This is a genomic window from Mesorhizobium sp. M0514 (assembly GCF_040321145.1).
Taxonomy (GTDB): Bacteria; Pseudomonadota; Alphaproteobacteria; order Rhizobiales; family Rhizobiaceae; genus Mesorhizobium.
This window is the reverse complement of the sequence record NZ_JAMYQZ010000005.1, coordinates 74,116-95,919: the sequence shown is the minus strand read 5'-3', so window position 1 is coordinate 95,919 and position 21,804 is coordinate 74,116. Positions and strand designations below refer to the sequence as shown.

General features: G+C 59.7%; 22 protein-coding genes. 16 read left to right on the top strand and 6 right to left on the bottom strand.

The window, feature by feature from the left end:
* Nucleotides 1–244 precede the first annotated feature (244 nt).
* The 5 genes from NKI61_RS03965 to NKI61_RS03945 all read left to right on the top strand — a co-directional run bounded on the left by NKI61_RS03965 (nucleotide 245) and on the right by NKI61_RS03945 (nucleotide 3,039).
* On the top strand, nucleotides 245–772 hold the full coding sequence (locus tag NKI61_RS03965) for a YciE/YciF ferroxidase family protein (protein ID WP_023681150.1): 528 nt from the start codon (nucleotides 245–247) through the stop codon (nucleotides 770–772).
* A 215-nt stretch (nucleotides 773–987) separates the two neighbouring features.
* The gene (locus NKI61_RS03960) at nucleotides 988–1,200 is read left to right on the top strand and encodes a hypothetical protein (protein ID WP_245259911.1); all 213 of its coding nucleotides are present in this window, start codon (nucleotides 988–990) and stop codon (nucleotides 1,198–1,200) included.
* Between the two features lie 68 nt (nucleotides 1,201–1,268).
* Nucleotides 1,269–2,045: an exodeoxyribonuclease III gene (gene xth, locus NKI61_RS03955; protein ID WP_352746679.1), complete on the top strand. Its 777-nt coding sequence runs from the start codon at nucleotides 1,269–1,271 to the stop codon at nucleotides 2,043–2,045.
* 119 nt (nucleotides 2,046–2,164) lie between these two features.
* Nucleotides 2,165–2,728, top strand: a complete 564-nt coding sequence (locus NKI61_RS03950) for a hypothetical protein (protein ID WP_033000226.1) — start codon at nucleotides 2,165–2,167, stop codon at nucleotides 2,726–2,728.
* Between the two features lie 14 nt (nucleotides 2,729–2,742).
* The gene (locus tag NKI61_RS03945) at nucleotides 2,743–3,039 is read left to right on the top strand and encodes a SemiSWEET family sugar transporter (RefSeq protein WP_023681146.1); all 297 of its coding nucleotides are present in this window, start codon (nucleotides 2,743–2,745) and stop codon (nucleotides 3,037–3,039) included.
* A gap of 1 nt (nucleotide 3,040) precedes the next feature.
* Here NKI61_RS03945 and NKI61_RS03940 read toward each other — a convergent pair whose 3' ends face one another.
* Together NKI61_RS03940 and NKI61_RS03935 are read right to left on the bottom strand one after the other, a co-directional pair.
* Nucleotides 3,041–3,640, bottom strand: coding sequence for a cupin (locus NKI61_RS03940; RefSeq protein WP_023681145.1), 600 nt, complete (start codon nucleotides 3,638–3,640; stop codon nucleotides 3,041–3,043).
* Nucleotides 3,641–3,765: 125 nt separating this feature from the next.
* Nucleotides 3,766–4,275: a pyridoxamine 5'-phosphate oxidase family protein gene (locus tag NKI61_RS03935; RefSeq protein ID WP_023712198.1), complete on the bottom strand. Its 510-nt coding sequence runs from the start codon at nucleotides 4,273–4,275 to the stop codon at nucleotides 3,766–3,768.
* A gap of 120 nt (nucleotides 4,276–4,395) precedes the next feature.
* Here NKI61_RS03935 and NKI61_RS03930 point away from each other — a divergent pair, with 120 nt between their 5' ends.
* Nucleotides 4,396–4,584, top strand: coding sequence for a hypothetical protein (locus NKI61_RS03930; protein WP_023681143.1), 189 nt, complete (start codon nucleotides 4,396–4,398; stop codon nucleotides 4,582–4,584).
* A gap of 192 nt (nucleotides 4,585–4,776) precedes the next feature.
* On the opposite strand, the gene NKI61_RS03925 is transcribed toward NKI61_RS03930, so the two are convergent.
* Entirely contained in the window at nucleotides 4,777–5,694 is a 918-nt protein-coding gene (locus NKI61_RS03925) for a glycoside hydrolase family protein (protein ID WP_023681142.1), read from the bottom strand.
* A gap of 353 nt (nucleotides 5,695–6,047) precedes the next feature.
* On the opposite strand from NKI61_RS03925, the gene NKI61_RS03920 reads away from it, so the two are divergent.
* The 3 genes from NKI61_RS03920 to NKI61_RS03910 are packed head-to-tail and all read left to right on the top strand — an operon-like array spanning nucleotide 6,048 to nucleotide 8,934.
* A complete protein-coding gene (locus NKI61_RS03920; protein WP_023681141.1) occupies nucleotides 6,048–7,220 on the top strand; it encodes a glycosyltransferase family protein in 1,173 nt (390 codons plus the stop codon).
* A gap of 2 nt (nucleotides 7,221–7,222) precedes the next feature.
* Nucleotides 7,223–8,365 carry a UDP-galactopyranose mutase gene (gene glf / locus NKI61_RS03915; RefSeq protein ID WP_023681140.1) on the top strand — a complete coding sequence of 381 codons (1,143 nt, stop codon included), beginning with the start codon at nucleotides 7,223–7,225 and terminating at the stop codon, nucleotides 8,363–8,365.
* Nucleotides 8,366–8,412: 47 nt separating this feature from the next.
* On the top strand, nucleotides 8,413–8,934 hold the full coding sequence (locus NKI61_RS03910; RefSeq protein ID WP_023681139.1) for a ferritin-like domain-containing protein: 522 nt from the start codon (nucleotides 8,413–8,415) through the stop codon (nucleotides 8,932–8,934).
* 69 nt (nucleotides 8,935–9,003) lie between these two features.
* Here the strand turns inward: NKI61_RS03910 and NKI61_RS03905 are convergent, their stop codons facing one another.
* Complete coding sequence (locus NKI61_RS03905; RefSeq protein ID WP_023691420.1) at nucleotides 9,004–10,161, bottom strand: hypothetical protein; 1,158 nt, start codon at nucleotides 10,159–10,161, stop codon at nucleotides 9,004–9,006.
* A gap of 299 nt (nucleotides 10,162–10,460) precedes the next feature.
* Between NKI61_RS03905 and NKI61_RS03900 the strand changes: the two genes are divergently transcribed.
* The 5 genes from NKI61_RS03900 (at nucleotide 10,461) to cyoD (ending at nucleotide 15,598) form a co-directional block, all read left to right on the top strand.
* Nucleotides 10,461–11,351 carry an MBL fold metallo-hydrolase gene (locus NKI61_RS03900; RefSeq protein ID WP_352838867.1) on the top strand — a complete coding sequence of 297 codons (891 nt, stop codon included), beginning with the start codon at nucleotides 10,461–10,463 and terminating at the stop codon, nucleotides 11,349–11,351.
* 197 nt (nucleotides 11,352–11,548) lie between these two features.
* The gene (gene cyoA / locus NKI61_RS03895) at nucleotides 11,549–12,514 is read left to right on the top strand and encodes a ubiquinol oxidase subunit II (RefSeq protein ID WP_084627195.1); all 966 of its coding nucleotides are present in this window, start codon (nucleotides 11,549–11,551) and stop codon (nucleotides 12,512–12,514) included.
* Between the two features lie 2 nt (nucleotides 12,515–12,516).
* Nucleotides 12,517–14,517 carry a cytochrome o ubiquinol oxidase subunit I gene (gene cyoB, locus NKI61_RS03890; RefSeq protein ID WP_352838885.1) on the top strand — a complete coding sequence of 667 codons (2,001 nt, stop codon included), beginning with the start codon at nucleotides 12,517–12,519 and terminating at the stop codon, nucleotides 14,515–14,517.
* Nucleotides 14,514–15,191 carry a cytochrome (ubi)quinol oxidase subunit III gene (locus NKI61_RS03885; protein WP_352838866.1) on the top strand — a complete coding sequence of 226 codons (678 nt, stop codon included), beginning with the start codon at nucleotides 14,514–14,516 and terminating at the stop codon, nucleotides 15,189–15,191. The genes cyoB and NKI61_RS03885 overlap by 4 nt, the downstream gene beginning before the upstream one ends.
* Entirely contained in the window at nucleotides 15,188–15,598 is a 411-nt protein-coding gene (cyoD, locus tag NKI61_RS03880; RefSeq protein WP_023712206.1) for a cytochrome o ubiquinol oxidase subunit IV, read from the top strand. Before NKI61_RS03885 ends, cyoD begins: the two co-directional genes overlap by 4 nt.
* A 217-nt stretch (nucleotides 15,599–15,815) precedes the next feature.
* Here cyoD and NKI61_RS03875 read toward each other — a convergent pair whose 3' ends face one another.
* A complete protein-coding gene (locus tag NKI61_RS03875) occupies nucleotides 15,816–16,706 on the bottom strand; it encodes a LysR family transcriptional regulator (protein ID WP_352838865.1) in 891 nt (296 codons plus the stop codon).
* A 151-nt stretch (nucleotides 16,707–16,857) separates the two neighbouring features.
* Between NKI61_RS03875 and NKI61_RS03870 the strand changes: the two genes are divergently transcribed.
* Together NKI61_RS03870 and NKI61_RS03865 are read left to right on the top strand one after the other, a co-directional pair.
* Nucleotides 16,858–17,241, top strand: a complete 384-nt coding sequence (locus tag NKI61_RS03870) for a DUF1330 domain-containing protein (RefSeq protein WP_023748057.1) — start codon at nucleotides 16,858–16,860, stop codon at nucleotides 17,239–17,241.
* 99 nt (nucleotides 17,242–17,340) lie between these two features.
* Nucleotides 17,341–18,183, top strand: a complete 843-nt coding sequence (locus NKI61_RS03865) for an SDR family oxidoreductase (RefSeq protein ID WP_023752166.1) — start codon at nucleotides 17,341–17,343, stop codon at nucleotides 18,181–18,183.
* Nucleotides 18,184–18,314: 131 nt separating this feature from the next.
* On the opposite strand, the gene NKI61_RS03860 is transcribed toward NKI61_RS03865, so the two are convergent.
* Complete coding sequence (locus tag NKI61_RS03860; RefSeq protein ID WP_352838864.1) at nucleotides 18,315–21,644, bottom strand: DEAD/DEAH box helicase; 3,330 nt, start codon at nucleotides 21,642–21,644, stop codon at nucleotides 18,315–18,317.
* Nucleotides 21,645–21,804 lie beyond the last annotated feature (160 nt).

The window sequence follows — 21,804 nt, the reverse complement described above, 5'->3', positions numbered from 1 at the left end:
GCTCTGCTGCCGCCGCGGAACTTGCTTCTCCTGTAGTCCCAGCCCCTCACACCGTGAACTGTTGGCGAGAGCCCGATGGCGTGCGCCCCGCCGCGGCTCTTCGACGAGAATGACGTGGTCGTTGTTCTCACTGAAGCGCACGACCCTTTAAATTTAGATATCTCCATTATGCCGGAACCGGGTTCGGGTTTCCGAGTTAAGAAAATGCTCGCGACGGGCAATTTTCAACAGAGGAGACGGCACAATGCCCACTGCCAAGAAAGCCAATGGCAACAACAAGGACCTGGAGGACCTTTTCCTCGATGGCCTCAAAGACATCTACTATGCCGAGAAGAAAATTCTGAAAGCCTTGCCGAAGATGGCCAAAGGCGCATCCGAAGAGCAAGTTTCGGCAGCATTCGAGAAGCACCTCGCTGAAACCGAGGGGCAGGTCGAACGTCTGGAGGAGGTCTTCGAGATTCTCGGCGCTGCCGCGCGCGGCAAAACCTGCCCGGCGATCGACGGCATCCTGGAGGAAGGATCTGAAATCCTTCAGGAGTACAAGGGTTCGACTTCGCTCGATGCAGGGCTCGTCGGTGCCGCGCAAGCCGTGGAGCACTACGAGATCGCCAGGTATGGAACCCTGATCGCCTGGGCTACGACGCTCGGCAAGGACGACGTGGTTGCGCTCCTCAATGCGACACTTGAAGAGGAGAAGGCCACCGACGAGGCGTTGACTGCCCTCGGTGAAGCCGGCGTCAACGAACGAGCGGCAGAACGGAAAGCGGCTTGATTGATCGCCTACCCAACCGCCTCGGCGACCCATGTGCCGAGGCGGTCCCGGGAGATGAAGGACATGATCACGCATATCTACAAAGGACTGGAATGTTTCCTGCTTGAGTGTTCGGCCGCGCTGGTCAGGCGCCGCGCGCTTGGCGGTTCGCGCAGCGGTCCTCGGCAGCTGCGAGAACAGCGCAGAGATGAGTTCAGGGCCCGCAAAGCCGCCGAATGAGCGCCAAGATGGAGAGTCGGATGGGCTTCTTTGGAAAATATTTCTCAGGACTGTTGAGCAAGAAATCGACTGACGGCAAGGGGAGCGGCGATATGCGGAAAGCTACCGGCGCGGGTCCGGCAATTGCCGCGCATTCCAAAGATGCAAAGACATCCGCTGCTTCCGGTCAAAGCACCAATGCTTCGAGCAAAAATGCAGATGGACGATGACAAAAGGCAAGATTTGGCTACCGACTCTAGGTCGCATCGAAGCGGCGCAAAGACGTTAAATCGTCGAGATGACCCGCATCGCAACCTTCAACGTCAATGGCGTCAACGGCCGACTGCCAGTGCTTCTCAAGTGGCTTGGCGAAACCGGCTATGACATCGTCTGCCTTCAAGAACTGAAGACCTCTGACGAAAAATTTCCCGTCGATGCGATTAGAAACGCCGGCTATGGCGCAATCTGGCACGGACAGAAGTCCTACAATGGCGTGGCAATCCTCGCTCGCGGGATTGAGCCGCTGGAACGTCGTCGAGGTCTGCCGGGCGATCCCGACGATTCGCACAGCCGCTACATCGAGGCAGATGTGAATGGGCTTGTTGTCGGCTGCCTGTATTTGCCCAATGGCAATCCAGCGCCGGGGCCGAAGTTCGACTACAAACTTCGCTGGTTCCGAAGCTTGATCACCTATGGCCAGGTGCTGCTCGGCGACAGCTCACCGACAATCCTGTGCGGCGACTATAACGTCGTTCCAGGCCCGATCGACGCGGCGGTGCCGGGGCGCTGGGTTGGCGATGCCGTTTACTACCCCGAGAGCCGGAGCGCATACGCCGAAATGCTTGCTCAGGGCTGGTTCGATGCGGTTCGTCGCATTCATCCAGAAAAAGGAATTTACACCTATTGGAACTTCTCCTACCGCGGCGGGTACGATCGGAGTTCCGGGCTCCGGATGGACCATCTCTTGCTGAGTTCATCCCTATTGGATCGCCTGAAGAATGCCGGAGTAGATGCCGAAACGCGTGCATGGGACAAGCCGAGCGATCATGCGCCAGCCTGGATAGAACTTGATTGAGCTTCCTCGGCAAGGAGCCTGAAGAACCTGGTGGCGCTCCTTCGTGATTACATTTGGCCGCGCATGTCTATCGTCAACAATGAGGACTGCCGGCGCCAAGCGATTCAAAGGACGCAATGATGACAAACACTCAAAAGGAAGCTGAACTGATTGCGCGCCTTGCACGCCAGCAAGGCGTCACTGATGGCGCTGTCATGGCTGTCCTTGAGGCGTTGCGGCGTGGTGGTGGAACCATGGCCCAGTTCAGCCACGTCGACTTCGGAGGAATGTCACAATGGTCCTCCGGCATGACGATGGTCGGCGACATGTTTGATGACAGCCTCAAGGCGAAGCTCAACACTATCGCGGCGGAGCTCTCGGCCTACCTGCGCGATCATCCCGCCAAGCCACAACGCGACGACACGAGCTATCGTTCTGCAGCTATGGCCCACGCCGGCTCATGGTGGCCTGAGGAGTTTGGGAGCCCGTCTGCCGCTGGTTCTCAAAACAATATGCGCTACGCAGCGTTTCCTGAGCGAAGCCGGCTGGTCATCGACGATCATGGAAAGATGGAGATTTATGACACAGGCGACCATCGCATATCCGGTGTTTCGCAGAGCCAGAGCACGGACTCCACCCTGACCTTTGTCAGCCAGCACGGCGTGGTCCGCGTATCTGATCTTAAGCGCGTATCTGCGACGTAGGGCAGGCCGCTTCCATGCAGACAGTCACGCTCATCGGCTATCTCGCGACCGTCTGCTCGATGAGCAGTTTCACGCCGCAAGCCTGGAAAATCATCAGGACACGAGAGACAAGCGGCATCTCCGCACCGACGTATGCCATCACTGTGTTGGGGTTCGCCTTGTGGCTGGCCTTCGGCATCATGAAGGCAGAGTGGCCGATCATAATCACGAATGGCGTTTGTCTCCTGCTGTCAGCGTTCATTCTCACAATGACAGTCCTGCCGCAGGCTGAGAAAGATGCAGTTGCCAAGGCTTTCGACCCCGACGACTAAATTAACGCTTCCAACTTTTCAGAAGCGGACCTTGGCTACCATATGCAGGATCCTTGCGCGGACGCCCCACCTTGGGGATGGTTGCGAGCGCATCGCTATGCTGATCCTTGCTCCTACATTCGTCATAAGTCCCAAATGGAGGATACGCGCCGACAACCAAAAAATCATCGGATGCCGAGAGGCATTGGTGCCCGGTGCCTGCCGGGAGGACCGCGACGTCGCCAGCCTTCAGCGACAGCGTTCGTCCTTTCTTGCCGCCAAACCGGACTTCAGCATTTCCGCGGGCAATGCCCAGAACCTCGTGTATTTGCGAATGATAGTGAACGTAATCATAGATGCCGTTTCGCCAGCTATCGCCCCATCCGTTTGCATCGAAAAGCACCTCCATGACGGCTGCTGGATCAAGTCCTTCGGGCAATTCGACGGCGCCGCGATAAACGACGAGCGGCCATGCTGGATGATTGGGTACAAGTCCATCATCCTTGAACCAGAACTCATTCGACTTTCGCTGCCTCACAAATCCGGCGACAGCTTCCTTGCGCGGTCTTGCGAAACCGGTGACGTTCTCGATCACTTTCTTGCTGGTTTCCAAAATGCTCATCGACGCTGCCTCTGCGGAAAATATCGAACACGTTTTAGTCAACATGCACCAGAAGCGCTCCGTTCCGCAGGGTCAAACAAACCTTGCATGGATACGCGGCCGGAAAGCAGAGGTTAGCCGCTCGCTCAGAGCTCGACCTTTGCGTTGTCGCCCACATTCGGCTTGGCGCCGGTAACGGCCGCAAACACCATCGTTGCGGTAGCCATCATTAGCCCCGGGCTGTCCCACAATTCGCCTTCGTCGGGTTTGACCGTTATCAGACGAATCTCGGGATCATCGGCATTATCCCACCAGGCTGAGTCAGTTTTCTCCCAGAGCTCGGCGATCTTTTCCCTATCATTTGTCACTGTGGCCGGGCCTGACATGGTGACGTATTTGTAGTGGCTGTTGTCACTCCAGGCCAATGTGACCTTTGGATAGGTCGACAGCTGCTTGCTCTTGGCGCTGTCGTCATTGACGAGGAAGTATATGGCGTTTTCTTCACGGACCACACGCGCAGATAGCGGACGGGCTCGATTGTACTCGCCGTCCCAGGTCACAAACATGCAGACGTCGATGTCCTCGGCGAGTTCCCAGATGCGGTCTGTTGCCTCGGCGGGCGTGAGGTCCGTCTGCTGCTCTCGGCGGTTAGCCATAAGCGTCCTCCTGCGGGTGAATATCCTCGCTTACAACTCACGTCCCGCCACGACGTTCCAACTCACTGGGTCCTTCGGCTTGCTAAAGCGGTGGAACTTTCGAAATTGCCGGAAGTTTGGATGGCAAACGCGATGGCGGACAAGACGCTTCGAACATCAAAACGGACACCCGAGCAGGACGCAAAGGGTCAGTCGGAAAAGGACCACAAGGGCGGCGGAAACGACGGCGTCGCCAGCGCCGATCCGCGGGTGATCTCTGGCAAAAAAGACGGCGACGCGACATTCCCTGTCAAGGCACCGAAGAAATAGCTATGAGCTCATTGCGATCGCGGCAATCGTCGATCCGCATCGGCCATGTCGTTTCTCCTGCTGCGTCGGATGACACTTTACTTGCCGTCCCCGACGCGGATCACCTTCACCCTCAGGAGTTTCATGGCCGCATGACGCGCATCCGCCTCAAGGCGCTAATGGCAGCCTGAAGGCGCTAATGGCAGCCTGGAATCACGCGACCTTTGAAAAGAGAGCGACGTCGCATCTGGCCAAACCGTAGCGCCATCGGTGATCGGTTGTGGCAACCCGGCTCTGGTAGAACAGCGAAAGCTGACTTCCTTCGATCATCACTGTCGAGTGGCCGTTCTCGCCCGGTTGACCTGGCTCCAGCACCGGGCCGATCGAAACGTAAGGTCCGCTGACCTCGTCGGCTATGGCAAAAAACACCCGTTGCCGGTTTCCCCGAAGGCCGTCCGGAAGAAAGCACGTGGCATTGAGAAGCACCCGGCCGTCCGGCAATTCGATCAGTTGCGCGCCCTCAATGCCCCATTCGTAGTCGGGATCATCTCTGGTGTTATGGTGGGGAACATCGTTGTGGTCGAGGATTTTGCCGATCCGCTTCCACGGACCGAACCACGAGTCGGACTGGCTACGCGCCAGATAGATGTCGGGCTGAGGCACCCTGGTGAATTTTGGCATAGCCGAATAAACGAGGTAGCGCCCACCGCCAATGACCGCCGGATGCGGATCGTAAATTCCGTCCTCTTCCGTGTCCGGGATGGCCAGAATGGCCGGACTGAGGACTACCCAATGGAACCCGTCGTTGGAAACCGCATGCTCGCAACGGCCACCCGACTTCATGAATTCCGTCTGGATGAACATGTGGAAGACGCCGCACTCGTGGGTCACACCGGGAGCCGCAACACCAGTGCCGTTGATTGGAAGTTCGATCGGCTCATGCTCGGCCCACGGTCCATACAGATCGGGCGCCGTGGCATGCAAGATTCTCCACGTCTCAGTGGTGACCGTGCCGCTTGACCCGAAGACGTGCCAGACACGGCCATCGAAGACAGGACACGGGTCCTTGAGATCATCCACGCTTTGCGGATGAAACAGTGGAAAAACGTTGGTTTCAAAGTTGATGTTCATGTCAGCCCCGGAATTCGCCTCGGCAGTCGGAGACGCGCAGAGATACAGGCGAATCATTGATGTTAGGCACATTCTATAGCCAACGAGTTCAACGCAAATACGGCAATGCCGCTGTCCACCAGCATTCCTCGTTGAACCACGGTTTCAGTGGCGGCCGGGTTCCGACAGCCGCCCTCGCCTCCGCAACCAGATCCCGCTTCGTGCGTGGAACAAGCGGGCGACCGGGCCTTCTTCATTTCAGTTGGAACAACTCACCTGATCGAAAGTTAGGAGCTGGAACTAAGTAGTTCTCTCCATTCGCGATTAACAAATGTTAATCGTAACATAAATAGTGTCACAGAGGGAGTATGTCAATGGATGCGGCCTTTGGCGGGGTAACCGGCAGTCAATATGTTCGTCGCGAAAATATACTGGTCTGCTTCTCCCACTTACGATGGAATTTTGTTCACCAGCGTCCGCAGCATCTCCTCACTCTCGCATCCGCTCAGCAGCGAGTGGTCTACTTTGAAGAACCCCTTTTCGAAGAATTGCCGCAGCCGCTGATGCGGACGAGCGTGGCATCGGAAAACATTCTAATTGTCACACCAGTGCTGCCGCTCGGCACGTCGGCCGCGAAAGCAGATGCCGTCCAGCGGAGATTTGTGCAGCAGACCATCGCTTCTATGCCGCATAGCCGGCTGATCGCCTGGTACTACACCCCAATGGCTCTTCGCTTCACGGAATTCCTCGACCCAGACATATGCGTCTATGACTGCATGGACGAACTCTCTGCGTTCAAGAATGCGCCCCCCGAGCTGGGCCAGATGGAAAAGGCGCTTCTGCGCCGCGCGGATCTGGTTTTCACCGGTGGTCTAAGCTTGTTCGAGACCAAGCGTCACCTCCATCCCGCCATCTTTCCATTTCCGAGCAGCATCGATGTGAGGCACTTTCACACCGCAAGACGGCCAGGAAGGGACCCAGCCGACCAGGCCGGCATTCCTTCCCCGAGGGTTGGATATTTCGGCGTCATCGACGAGCGGCTGGACGTCAATCTCGTGGCGCTAGCGGCAAAGACAATGCCGGACGTGCATTTCGTCATGCTCGGTCCGGTCGTCAAGATCGACCCTGCAAGCCTGCCGCAAGCCGAAAACCTGCATTGGCTTGGCCCGAAAGCCTACTGCGATCTGCCCGACTATTTGCGCCATTGGGACGCCGGATGGATGCCGTTTGCCCTCAACGAGGCGACGCGTTTCATCAGCCCGACCAAGACGCCGGAATTCCTCGCCGCGGGTCTGCCGGTGATCTCGACGGCAATCGTCGACGTGGTGCGCAGTTACGGTGCTGCCGGGCTGGTGGAAATCGCCGACTGTGACGATCTGGAAATCAAGTTGCGCTCCGTTCTTTCGCGACCGCGTCAGATGCTCCTGCAGCAAGTCGATGCCTACCTTGCGGACATGTCCTGGGAACGGACATGGAATGCCATGGCAGCTCACATTGAGCGCGCCTACCAACGCAAGAAGGTCGTGCCCCTTCGCAGGAGTGCATAGCCATGTTCGATTGGCTGATCGTCGGCGCGGGTTTCGCCGGCAGTGTGCTTGCCGAAAGGATAGCGTCGCAGCGTCAAGAAAGCGTTTTGCTGATCGACCGCCGCAGCCATGTGGGAGGCAACGCCTACGACTGCTACAATGAAGCCGGCATCCTCATCCATCGCTACGGCCCGCACATCTTCCACACCAACAGCCAAACGATCGTGGACCACCTTTCGCAGTTCACGCAATGGCGGCCGTACGAGCACAGGGTGTTGGCGGCCGTGGACGGGCAACTGGTTCCCATCCCGATCAATCTCGACACCATCAACCGGCTTTACGGGCTAGACCTGACCTCGGCACAGCTGGAGGATTTCTTCGCGTCGCGACGCGAAACGGTGGAGGATGTCCGAACGGCTGAGGACGTCGTCGTCAGCACCGTGGGGCGCGAGCTCTATGAAAAATTCTTCCGCGGCTACACAAGAAAGCAATGGGGCGTCGATCCCAGTCAGCTGAGCAAATCCGTGACGGCACGAGTGCCGACCAGGACCAACCGTGACGACCGCTATTTCAGCGACAGCTTCCAGAAAATGCCGGCCGGCGGGTACACGCGGATGTTCGAGCGCATGCTCGACCATCCGAATATCAAGATCATGCTGCAGACCGATTTCCGTGAAATTCGTGAGAAGATACCGTTCAGGCGCATGGTTTATACCGGCCCGATCGATGAATATTTCGGCTGGCAGCTCGGGCACCTTCCGTACCGTTCGCTTCGTTTCGAGCACGTTACACTGGATTGCGAGCAATTTCAGCCGGTTGCCGTGGTCAATTATCCCCAGACGGAAGATTACACGCGCATTACCGAGTACAAACATCTGACCGGCCAGCAGAGTTCGCGGACCAGCCTGACCTACGAATACCCCACGGACATCGGGGACCCGTACTATCCCGTGCCCCGGCCCGAAAACGAAGTGCTCTACAAGCGCTATGAAGCGCTCGCGGCAAGCTGCCCAGACGTCTGGTTTGTCGGTCGGCTTGCAACTTACCGCTATTACAACATGGACCAGGTAGTCGGACAGGCTCTGGCCACTTTCGCGCGCATCCAAAAAAGCCTCCCGGCCTGGGCGCGCACGGAGGAGCCGTTGTTGGCAGAGCCGAGAAGATAGTTTCTTCCAAGACGGAAGATCGGGCGGGTATCAGAAGGAGAAACTCGATGGATACAAACTTCAACTCGGAAAGCCGTGAGATATTTATCGTCGGCTTGCGCAACGCGCACGCCATGGAAAATCAAGCGCTGGCGATCATGAACCCTCAGGTCGAGCGTATAGAGAACTATCCTGAGGTGGCCGATCGCTTGCGCCGGCACATTCAGGAAACCGAAGGCCAGATCACGAGACTCGAGTCCGTCCTGGAGGGCCTTGGTGAGGAGCACTCCACCCTCAAGGACACTGCCTTGTCGATGGTTGGCAGCGTGGCCGCCATGGGACATTCGATGGCCGGCGACGAGATCATCAAGAACAGCCTGGCGAATTTCGCATTCGAGAACTACGAGATTGCTGCCTACAATTCGCTGCTGGTACTGGCCGACGCCGGGGGCTTCCAGGATGCTGAAAGGGCCCTCAAGCAGAACCTGAACGAAGAGGAAGCCATGGCCAACTGGCTCAAGGAAAATCTGAGCGACGTTACCATGCGATATGCCAGGCTGCGCGAGGCTGGGGCGACTGCAAAAAGCTGATGCACCGCACCGGCGCGGGCGGCGTTTCGAAGCAGACGCTCGCCCGCCCCTCCCTCGTTTTAGCCCTCTTCAAGGCGTCGTGTCCGCCACGAGAAGAGCTTGCTGACGGGCCAGTTCATCTGCTGTGGGTTTGCGCAGGTGTCGCCTGCCATCAGCCTGGATGACGGAAAACAAACCAACCTCGGCATGTCGCGAATTGTCCCAGCCCGGGTAGGCCGTTATCGGGTACAGGCAAATACCCTCGATCGGCGCTCCGAGACTGATTGCGGAACGCACCTCGTCGCAGACATAATGGAGCCAAGCCGGCCCGCCGGATCCCTCGGAGCCGGTCTCCGCAATGAACATCGGCTTGCCGTATCGATGAGCAACTTCTAGCAACATTTCCGACAGGGCGCGGTACTCGTGGTGTCCCATCGGAATCGTCGGCCCGTTTACGTACCATTGATTGTGCGGGTAAAAATTCAAGCCCACGACATCGACAACATCTTCGCTCCCGCCCAACTCAGGTTCGACGCGGCCCAGCAACATGTCGTAAGCTTCGAACTGTCCCTGTCGGGCGTTTTCGGCCCGGCGCCGTTCGCTGCGGGTCCGGTCACGAGGGGCGATATGGATAAGCGGCTCGGCCCAGACAAATCTGCAGGCGGGATCGATCTCCCGCATTGCACGAACACCCGCGATGGCGGCCTTCACGAGGTGCCGCTTGAACCATCCACGTTTGTTCGGCCCCACACGCGGGAAATAGCCGACCTCGACAGCCCATGCGAAAAAGGAGATTTCGTTGATGGGACACAACAGAGGCGATGTTCCGGTGATCGAACGGTGTACCTTGACGGCTTCTGCCGCGAACGAGGCATAGGCGTCGATGAAATGCAGCGAGCCCTGATCGACATGGTCCGGAGATCCGTAGTGAAAGATGTCCCAGATTACCTGAACACCTGCCGATCGGGCTGCCTCGACCATTGGCGCCCAACTTGACCAGTCATAGGTTCCGGGAGCGGTTTCGATCAAATGCCAACGCAGGCCGTCGCGGATGGTGCGAAGGCCGAGTTCGGCGCAGCCGCGGTAGTCGCCCAGGGCATGCAAATTATGCGAGGTCGCACGAATAAGATCGAGGCGAACGCCGTCCTTGCGCCGGTGCGAGGAGCATTCAAAGCCTGCCATGAAAAAACTGGCGAAGCGCGAAGCTTCCGGAACCGAGGCCTCCGTCTGGCGTCCCACTTCGCTCATTTTTCGAAGTCTCCTTTGGGCAATCGGCTTCGAACTCGGCCGCCTTGTCCGGACCGGGAACCGCGTTGGCGAAATACCGAATTCAGTCGGGCGCGCCCCATGTTCGTTGCTCAGTCCAGCTCGTCCTTGCGTGGCCGGGTAGTGCCGAACCCATTGGTAGAGCCTTTGTTCCGGTGGTGAACTGTCCGGGCGCCGCGTGCAAATGAGGAACAAGGAGGCCCGTCCCAAGTTCGGGGCGATGTACAGCCGCCGTCATCCACTCGAGCGGCTGCTCGGCAACAACAGAGGCATGGGATCACATGACAGTTCAGATTCGACTTTCCGAGATCGACCACGCCAGGCGCGAGGATCGTGGCGACGGCGCTTGGAGCATCGCACCGGACCTGGGTTACTTGCGGCTAGCAATCGTGAATGTCGTGTTCTTCGGCGCACCGGGCAGCGGAGATCGGAACTGGGTGCTGATCGATACCGGGTTGCCGACGTCTCGCAGCAGCATTCTAGCGGTCGCGGAAAAGCGGTTCGGCGTCAACGCACGGCCGGCTGCAATCATCCTGACCCATGGCCATTTCGACCATGTGGGAACGGTTCTAGAACTCGCAAATGGCTGGGACGTGCCTGTCTTCGCCCATCCACTCGAGCACCCCTATTTGGACGGAACCACATCCTATCCGCCACCGGATCCCTGGGTTGGGGGTGGACTGATGGCGCTGCTTTCACCGCTTTTTCCACGCGGGCCAATCGATCTTGGCAGCCGTTTGCAACCCTTGCCCGCCGATGGATCGATCCCCGGAATGCCCGGATGGCAATGGCTGCACACACCCGGACATGCCCCTGGGCATATCTCGCTCTGGCGCGAGCAAGACCGCTCGCTCATCGTAGGAGACGCTTTCATCACCACCGGTCAGGAGTCGGTCTATGAAGTCGCCATTCAGGATCTCGAGATGCACGGTCCGCCGCGCTATTTCACGCCAGACTGGGATGCAGCGGAAAGGTCCGTGAAGCATCTGGCTGCCTTGGACCCCCAGATGGTCATCAGTGGACACGGTGCGGCTGCTGCGGGAGTGGGCATGCGTCAGGCTCTCGATAATCTGGCTGAGCGATTCAGGGTATTCGCCGTCCCGCCGAAATTGAAATTCGTGCGGGAGCCAGCGTCGCCGATAGCTAGGCCAATCGAGCCTCCATCGTTCTGAAATTATGGTCGGATTGGCGAACGCGGGACCATCGGACAGAGTAACTCGGTCCAGCGGAACAAACCCGGCCGGCGACAGTTGGGGCACTCGCTCAGGGGGCGACACCCTGCGAAGTGCCGCGAGGTTCCGCGCCATGGGGAGGCTCAGATGGAAACCCGATGAACGCATGCCCCTAGCACGCGTTCCCGCAAAGAGAGATTGCAGAACCGGTGTTGTTGCCATCCAGCCCTAAGTTGACACGCCAACTGCTCTGGATCCTCGGAGGCGCATTCTTGCCCGGTTGCGCGGGGGGAGTGCTCGATCCCCAAGGACCAATTGGCGTCGGCAATCGCACGATCCTTTTGAACTCGCTGGCGGTGATGCTGGTGATCGTTGTTCCCACGCTTGTTGCACTTCTGGCATTCGCCTGGAAGTTCCGCGCCTCGAACAGCAACGCCCGCTATAACCCGGAGTTCACCTATTCGGGACGCGTGGAGTTGATCGTCTGGTCGATCCCGACGCTCACCATCCTGTTCATTGGCGGTCTGATCTACTACGGATCGTATCAGCTCGATCCGCGCAAACCGATCCCTTCTAGCCAGCCGCCGCTCGACATTCAGGTGGTGGCGCTCGACTGGAAATGGCTGTTCCTCTATCCGGAGCAGGGCGTGGGCGCTGTCAATCAACTGGTTATCCCCGCCGGTGTTCCAGTGCGTTTCAAGTTGACCTCGGCCAGCGTGATGAACACGTTCTTCGTGCCCCAGCTTGGCAGCATGGTCTACGTCATGAACGGCATGCAGACCGAATTGCATCTGCAGGCCGACCGCGAGGGCAGCTTTTTCGGCCAGTCGGCGCACTTCAGCGGCGACGGCTTCTCGGATATGAATTTCAGTGTGAGCGCGGTTTCAGCCGATGCCTTCACCCGCTGGGCGTCATCGCTGCGTGGCGGGGGCGGCGTGCTCAACGCCAACGCCTATCGCGAACTCGCCCGGCAAAGCACAAATGTGGCGCCGGCTTCCTTCGGTCATGTCCAGCCTGGGCTGTTCGAAGCGGTCGTTCAGCAGACGCTCCCACCGGGTCCGGGGCCTGCTGAGAGCGCAGCCAGCGGCGAGCCACAGGTGAGCCCAAGGGCATTACCCGCGGCGGCGGCAACGATGACCCATCATCCACAAGGCGCAGAATGACGATGCTGGGCAAGCTCGACTGGTCGGCCGTTCCTTTCGATCAACCCATCCCCCTCGGCGCAGCCCTTGGCGTCTTTCTGGCAGCAGCCGCCGTGCTTGGCTGGATAACGGTGAAGGGCTACTGGCCATATCTGTGGAGCGAGTGGATAAGCTCGGTCGACCACAAGCGCATCGGCGTGATGTACATTGTGCTGGCGATGCTCATGCTTCTTCGTGGTTTTATCGATGCTATCATGATGCGCACACAACAGGTGCTGGCGATTCACGGGCCGGGCTACCTCCCGCCGGAGCATTACGACCAGATCTTTTCCGCGCACGGCACGATCATGATCTTCTTCGCCGCGATGCCGTTCATGATTGGCCTGATGAATTTCGTCGTGCCGCTGCAGCTTGGCGTACGCGATGTCGCTTTCCCGACGCTCAATTCCGTCAGCTTCTGGCTGACGGCTTCCGGAGCCCTGCTGGTCAACATCTCGCTTGTGATCGGCGAGTTCGCGCGCACCGGCTGGCTGCCCTATGCCCCTTTGTCGGAAACCACCTACTCGCCGGGCGTCGGTGTCGATTATTATCTGTGGGCGATCCAGATCTCCGGCGTCGGCACGCTGCTCACCGGTGTCAACCTGGTGACGACTATCCTCAAGATGCGGGCGCCGGGAATGGGCTATCTGCGAATGCCGATGTTCTGCTGGACCTCGCTCGCGTCCAACCTGCTCATTGTCGCAGCCTTCCCGATCCTTACCGCCACGCTCGCAATGCTGACGCTGGACCGGTACCTCGGCTTCCACTTCTTCACCAACGAAGCCGGTGGAAATCAGATGATGTTCGTCAACCTGATCTGGGCGTGGGGCCATCCCGAAGTATACATCCTGGTGCTTCCCGCCTTCGGAATCTTTTCCGAGATTTTCTCGACTTTTTCATCGAAGCCGCTGTTCGGATACCGTTCGATGGTCGCGGCCACGATGTTCATCTGCATCGTCTCGTTCATGGTCTGGCTGCATCACTTCTTCACCATGGGTGCTGGAGCGGACGTTAATGCCGCCTTCGGCATCGCCACGTCGGTCATTGCCGTGGGAACCGGTGTGAAAATCTACAACTGGCTCTTCACCATGTATGGCGGGCGCGTTCGTTTCGACACGCCGATGCTTTGGGCACTGGCTTTCGTGACCACCTTCACCGTCGGCGGCATGACTGGCGTCCTGCTTGCCGTCCCGCCGGCCGACTTCGTGCTACACAATTCCCTTTTCCTCGTCGCGCATTTCCATAACGTCATCATCTCGGGCGTGTTGTTTGGAGCATTCGCCGGCTTCACCTACTGGTTCCCCAAGGCGTTCGGCTTCCGTTTGCACGAAGGCTGGGGAAAGGCGGCATTTTGGGTCACCTTGGCCGGCTACATGCTGGTCTTCGTACCGCTCTATATTGTCGGTCTGCTCGGCATGACGCGGCGCCTGCAACATATCGATATGGACCTTTGGGCACCGTGGCTGGTGGTGGCCGCTTTCGGCGTGGTGGTGATGATCGCCGGCGCGGCGCTGCAGATCACACAGCTTTTCGTTTCGATCCGGCATCGCGACAAGTTTCGCGACGAAACCGGCGACCCGTGGGACGGGCGTTCGCTGGAGTGGTCGACATCTTCTCCTCCTCCTGTCTTCAATTATGCACGGCTGCCTCACGTGGAAGACGAAGAGCCCTACTGGAGCATCAAGCAACGAGGGATCGAACAGAGCTCGGACGAGGAAAAGGCATATGAGCCGATCGAGATGCCTCGCAACAGCCCGACTGGCTTCGTCACCGCCTTCTTCAGCACACTGATCGGCTTCGCGCTGATCTGGCATATATGGTGGCTGGCGATCGTCGGCTTCATCGGCGCCTACGCAACCTTCGTCGTATTCGCCTGGCGCGATCATGGAGACTACGAGATCCCTGTCGACGAGGTCGCCCGCATCGACCATGACCACAAGGCAGCCCAGTTTGCCTGGCTGCGCGGGTGGGAGCGCCCGGCATGAGCGATCATGCATTCTCCAGCGTCGGCACCCAGGCACGGGACCCGTATCGGCTCAATCACACCGGTCGGCACGCGGTGCGCTCTGCGACCGGCCACGGAGAAGGCGGCCCGGCCTCAAAGTTCGTCACAGTGACTTACGGCTTCTGGATCTTTCTCCTGTCCGACATCATCATGTTCTCGGCATTTTTCGCCGCCTACGCCGTGCTCGCCAAGGCAACCGCCGGCGGACCGACAGGCAAGGATCTGTTCGAACCGACACGCGTTGCGGTCCAGACGGGCCTTCTGCTCACTTCGAGCTTCACCGGCGGCGTGGCAACACTCGCCACCCTTCGCAGATCAATGGCTGCCACGCAGTTCTGGCTTCTCGTCACGGGGTTGCTCGGGGCAGCGTTCCTGTTCCTGGAACTGCAGGAGTTCGCGGCAATGATCGGCGAGCAGGCAGGCCCCTCGCGCAGCGCATTTCTTTCTGCCTTCTTTGCGCTCGTTGGCTGCCACGGTGCCCACGTCGGTCTCGGCCTGCTTTGGCTGGGAACGATGATGGCGCAGCTGTGGGTCAAGGGCTTTCGGCCCGACATCTTGCGGCGGCTCCACTGCTTCGGGCTCTTCTGGCACACCCTCGACATCATCTGGGTTGCCATCTTCACCCTGGTCTATCTGCTGGGAGCATCGTCATGACCGAGATCGAGAGCAAGACCGGCGAGTTGCAGGACCGCCGCGATTCAGCGCCGGGCGAGGAACACATAAGCGAGCACGAAACCGCTGGGGGCCTCTCGGGCTATGTGCTCGGCTTCGGCCTGGCCATTCTGCTCACGATCGCGTCATTCCTGGCGGCGCGAACCGATCTGATTTACCAGCCCGCGGTCATCTCGGCCCTGGTGGTGCTCGCTGTTGCGCAGATGGGCGTGCATCTTGTCTTCTTTCTGCACCTGACCACCGGGCCGGACAACACCAACAACATCCTGGCCCTGGCCTTCGGCGTGCTGATTGTCGCGCTGGTGGTTCTGGGCTCTATCTGGATCATGGCCCATCTGAATGAAAACATGGCTGCCATGACACCCCATCAAGCCGGAACGATGCCTTGAACGCTGCCCTGCGAACGCACGGCCGCCCACAGTGCACCATTCGCACCGATGGCCCGAGCCAAGCTGCGGCGGCAACGCTGAGATGATACTAGGCAGTGAACTCATAAATTGGGGAGACTGGGATCGGTGGGAAACGGGCGCTCCGGACTTCCTGTACTGGGCGGCTTTGATAGGCGCCATGGTCGTCGAGGTCTGGCGATCCTTATTTCAATCGCACTCAGTCGCGGTAGCGCAGCCTTTCCAGCGCGAGTGCGAAAGCCGGCGAGTGTTGGCGCCGGCTTGGATAATACAGGTGATAGCCCGGCCGAAGGGGGCACCAGTCCTCAAGAACGCGCACTAGGCGACCCTGTTCGAGTAGGTAGGTCACTAGATCCTCGGGCAGATAGGCGAGCCCGAACCCTTCAAGGCTGGCCTGGCAGATCATCGCGAGGGTGTTGAAGGCGGCGTGTCCGTGAACGCGCACCTTCAATTCCCGCCCCTCCTTGCGAAACTCCCACGGTGCAAAGCCGCCTGTGGGCAGTCGCAGGGGTATGCATGCATGATCGGCAAGATCTTCAGGCGTGACCGGACGGGAGCGGCTTACAAAGTATGAAGGCGCTACCACAACCGCCATGCGGAAGTCTGGCCCAATGCGCGCCGAGATCATGTCCTTATCCACCTGTTCGCCGAGCCGTACACCCGCATCGAAGCGATCGGCCGCAATGTCAGCCAAGCCGTAGTCGTGGATAATCTCGACCCTGATGTCGGGATAGTCGCGCATGAGCCCGACCATGGCGGGCCAGATGATGGTCTCGCCGGCATGCTCCACGGTGGTGATCCGGACTGTACCGGCCGGCTTGTCGCGCAGGGCGCTGAGGGCGGCAATCTCGCTTGCGATCTCATCTAACTTGGGAGCGATGCTTCGAAACAGGCGATCCCCCGCTTCGGTTAGCGAGACGCTGCGGGTCGTGCGGGTCAGCAGCCGAAGGCCGAGGCGTTCTTCCATCGTCCGGATCGAATAGCTCAGGGCAGACTGCGACACGCCGAGCATGGCGGCCGCCTTGGTGAAACTGCGCTCGCGGGCGACGGCGACGAAGGTCAGGAAGTCATCCAGACTGTCGCGACGCATTCATCAATCCTACTTCTAAGCCCATGCAGATTATACCACCTAATTGCATGTCGCTAAAGGAGCTAACTTCCTGACTCAAGGCCAGACGGTCAACCGGAGCAACTCTCCGCGCATTGCCTACCGTCCCACTGGCCCACTGAAGGAGAACAATATGAAGAAGGTAATCGTGGGCGCGCTCGCCGCCCTCACCATGATCGTGAGCCCGGCCGCCTTTGCTCAGCAAGCGACGGGCGTCGCTCCCCGCGCCTACATGATCGGCAGCTATGACATCAAGGATCAGGCGGTGTTTCAGCAGTACATCGAAGCGGCGTCGCCGCTCGTCACCAAGTATGGCGGCCGCGTGATCGTCTACAATCCCAATGTCACTGCCATCGAAGGAAGCTCGAGATCGGTGATCGCCATCGCCGAGTTCCCGAGCCTTGCTGACGCCAAGCGCTACTACAACTCGCCGGAATACACAGCGGCCCGGCAGTTTTTTACCAGGTCGACCGAAGGATTTCGCATCATCACCGAAGGCGCCGGCCTTCCGCAGTGACGCAGTCCGCCGGCGGATGGATCAACATGGGGATCAGTCCCTGCTGGCCATCGCGTCCAAATCCGGGCCGAGCTGCGGCCTAGAGAACAGGAGCCCAATATGAGTGTTTGGTTCATCACCGGCGCAGGCCGGGGCCTCGGTCTGGATATCGCCAAGGCCGCATTGGCGGCGGGCCACAAGGTGGTGGCAACCGGCCGCAACACGGAAAAAGTCGCAAGGGCCGTGGGAAACGCCGAGAACCTCCTTATCGTCAAGCTGGACGTGACGAGCGCGGCCGACGCCGAAGCCGCTGCCCAGGCCACGTTTGACCGGTTTGGCCGCATCGACGTGCTGGTCAACAATGCGGCGAGTTTCTTTGCCGGGTACTTCGAAGAGTTGACCGCCGAACAGATGCAACTGCAGCTCAGCACCAGCCTCGTCGGACCCATGAATGTGACGCGGGCCTTTCTGCCAGCGATGCGCAAGCAGCGGTCCGGCAGGGTCATTTCGATCTCCTCGACGGCCGGGCTAATGGGTTTCGAGTTCTGCACGGCCTATTCAGCCTCGAAGTTCGGCCTCGACGGCTGGATGGAGGCGCTGCAGACCGAAGTCGTGCCGTTCGGCATCGAGACGATGATCGTGAACCCGGGCTTCTTCCGCACCGAGCTTCTCACGGAAGAGTCGACCAACTATGCCGCCCCCTCCGTCGAGGACTACCATGAGCGGCGGACGGCGCAGATCGCCTTCTGGCGCTCTCAGAACGGCAAGCAGGGGGGTGATCCGGCCAAGCTCGCGCGCGCCCTGATCACGCTCACGTCTGGGGACGTGCTCCCCCAGCGTTTCCTTGCCGGTACTGACGCCATTGCGACGGCAGAGCAGAAGATTGCCATTCTGCAGCAGCAGATCGGTGCCTATCGCGAGCTCTCGAGTTCCCTCGCCATGGACGAGAACGGCCGCAACTAACGACCCCTGCGGAACATCCGGACTTGCGGTACTGGTGGCTGAACACCACTGGCACTGCAATTCCGAGGTGAAGACTCGTGGCTGCGGCACTCCCATTGTCGTGCCGCCGCCGGATGGAGAGAAAAGGCTAGTCAGATCTCGTGCTTTGGCTGAGCTGCACGTATGGCATCAAGCGCTAAGCGAACGGCGTCGACGCCAGAGACGCCGGGCGGGATCGGCCTGAAAATCAGGCGGCCGTTCCGGTACTCCAGGCCCAACGCCTTGCTGTTCCGCCATTGGGACGCCGACGGCTTGTTCCGAAGGGTGATCGCGATGGCCTCGGGACCCAAATCGACTTTGCCGATGCCCAGTTCCGACGCTGCTATTCGCAACCTGGTAAATTCCAGCAAAAGGGCTACTTCGCCAGGCATGTCTCCAAAGCGGTCCTCGAGCTCTTCGCTGAATGTATCGAGGTCCGGCTCCGAACGGATGCGGGAGAGCCGCGCATAGAGGCCAACACGCACCGTAGGCTCTTCGACATAGCTCTTGGGAAAAGCGCCCTTTCCCGAACCGTTGATCTCGGCAAGTTGCTTGTCGAAGTCGGCCCCTCCGCCAGCCGCCGAGACCGCCCGCTCCAGCAAGTGCTCGTACAAGCCCACTCCGATCAGCTTCATATGCCCGGCCTGGTCTTCTCCGAAAAGATCTCCGGCGCCACGCAGGTCGAGGTCCCTTTGACTGATTGCCAGGCCGGAGCCGAGCCGATCGAGCGCAAGCATCGTCGAAAGCCGGGCCCTGGTGCTGTCGGCCAGTTCAACGCCAGGCTGGGTCAGAAGAAACGCAACAGCCTGCACCGCCCCCCTTCCGACCCGGCCCCGCAGCTGGTGCAACTGCGCCAGACCGAACCGGTCGGGGCGCCAAACGATGATGGTGTTGGCCCGCGGCACATCGAGGCCGCTCTCGATGATGTCGGTGCTCAACAAAATGTCGCCATCACCGTCGGCGAATCCGACCATGACTTCGTCCAGCTGTCTCCCCTTCATTTCACCATGCGCCGTCTTGACCTCGAGTTCCGGCACCAGTCTGTTCAGCTGGTCACAGGCCGGGGCAATATCCTCGATCCGCGGGATCACGAAAAAGCTCTGTCCACCCCGGTGAAATTCACGCAGAAGGGCCGCGCGCACCGATGCTGGATCGAACGCTGCCAAGATCGTGCGAACGGGACGTCTTTTGGCGGGCGGAGAGTTTAGAACGCTGACGTCCTGGATACCCGACAACGCCGATTGCAGCGTCCGGGGTATCGGTGTGGCGCTCATGCTCAGCGTATGGAGGCGAGGCGCCATGGTCCGCAGGGCCCGCTTCAACTTGACCCCGAACCGGTGCTCCTCGTCGATCACCAGCAGTCCAAGATTGGCGAAGGTGACGCTCCTGGACGCCAAGGCCTGGGTACCCACAACGACCGCAACCTGGCCGCTCCGCAGACCCTCTTTTGCCGCTCTCGCGTCCGCTGCCCCGACCATTCTTGAAAGGTGGGCGACCTGCAGGCCGGTTCCTGCGAAGCGGCGGCTGAACGTCTCATAGTGCTGCCGTGCCAACACCGTTGTCGGAGCTATGATAGCAACCTGTTTCCCGCAGAGAGCGGCGGCGGCGCAAGCACGCAGGGCGACCTCTGTCTTGCCGAAGCCGACATCGCCGCAGACGAGCCGGTTCATTGTCCTTCCGGAGGAAAGGTCATCGAGCACAGCGAGGATGGCGGCCGCTTGGTCGGGCGTCTCCGTATAGGGAAATTTCGCCGCAAAACGAGCCAAGTCCGTGCGGGAGGGCTTCATGATCTCGGCAGGCTGGCTGGACCTGATTTTGGCAAGACCCAAGAGGCGCTTGGCCAGCCTGTCGATCTCGCGCAACGCAGCTTCGCGTCGCTTCGGCCAGCCCTCGCCGTTGAGGCGATCAAGGGACACTGCCTCCGGTTCCGAGCCGTAGCGCCATATTCGTCCAAAGTCGTCGACCGGAACCAGCAAGGAAGCCCCGCCATGATATTCGAGCCTGACGACATCCTGTTGCTGGCCAGCCAACTCGACCTGTTCGACCGCGGCGAGCACGCCCAGGCCATGGTCTTCATGGACGACGACATCGCCAATGCGCAACTCGGGTTCGAGTATGCCCGTGGTCGCGCTCCCGTTCGCCTTCAACGCGGGACCAAACAGGTCGGATGCGGCGACCAAGGCGATATTGGATTGCGCGTCGACAAACCCTTCGTCGAGGACGAATTCAGCCTTGAGAAGAGAGCCCCTTGCGGCCGAAAGTATTTGCGGCAAGTCGGCCGCTTCCTCTGCCCGCCGGCCTAGTCTCCTATCGAGCAGGCGATCTGCTCGCTGCAATTCAGAGGCATCGCCGGTGAACACTACTCTGACTCCGGCGCTCGTCTGCCTTGTGACGAATTCCGCGAAATCATGCCCGGGTCGGGCCTGGCGGAAGAATTTGGGAACTCCCACGGCAGAAACGGCAAGTCTCACGCAGCAGCGGTTAAGCAGAGCAGCGTCCCACTCTTCACGGGATAGGTAAAATCGTCCCGGCAAAGGTTTTTTCGTTCCGGCTGCCTCCTGCCTGGCACGACGTGCATCCTCGACCAGATCCAGAATTCTGCCGAGCGGCTGCCCGTCGGTCCCTTCAAGGAAGGAGATCGAGGCGCTGGAAGCCGCATCGAAGACGGATGGCATAGCGCCATACGATGCGACCAGGCGCTCTTCCATCGACGTCGCGCGCATCGCTGTCAGCTCAGGATGCTCACCAGCTTTAAAGATCAGCTCGGATGCCGGTCCGACCGTAACCGAGTCTCGAACCTGATCGCTGAGCTGACTGAGCGGGTCGTAGGTCTTGAGCTGGCCGATGCAGGCATCGGGACCAACGATGATGCGAACGGGGCCATCCGCGCCAGCAGGGAAAATATCGATGAGATCGCCCCGAAAGGCTATCTCACCCGGTTCGTCGACCCTCTCGTCGACGACATAGCCAATGGCTTCGGACCTGGTTCTGAAATCGTCACGGTCGAGCTTTTGGCCTACCTCCAGAATTGTGAAACCGCCAGCGATGACGGGAGCAGGCGGCACCCGCTGCAGAATGGCTTCGAGCGACATTACAGCGATGCGCGGGCGATCCGGCTTCGTTGCGATCTCATGCAACGCACGAAGCCTTCGCCCCATATTGGCACGTGTGGGCCACACCCTGTCGTAGGGCAGGCAATCCCAGGACGGCAGCAAGATGATATCCGCGTCAGGCAGGAACTGACGCAAGGCGCCGGCGATCTCCTCGGCACTGCGTTCCGAGGGAGCTATATGGACGATGTGCTTATCCCGACTGGTCTCCAGGCCACGGGCCAGCGCTACCGCGATTGCTGAGGATGGCGGTCCGCCATGCTCTATCGCAAACCCGCTGTCATCCGTGTGATCGATTTGTTCGACATCCGTCCGCGAAATATGCCTGTTCACTGAAATCTCACCTTGCCATTGAGACAACGTCAGCGGAGCCACCCCGTTCCTGGTGGCGCATCAAAGAGTTCCAGGACTGGCTGCGGGTGCAGCCCTTGAAATTGGGGGGAGCGACTGGGTCAAAGCTGCGCCGTGATCGGCGAACTCCTGGGGCTGGCTG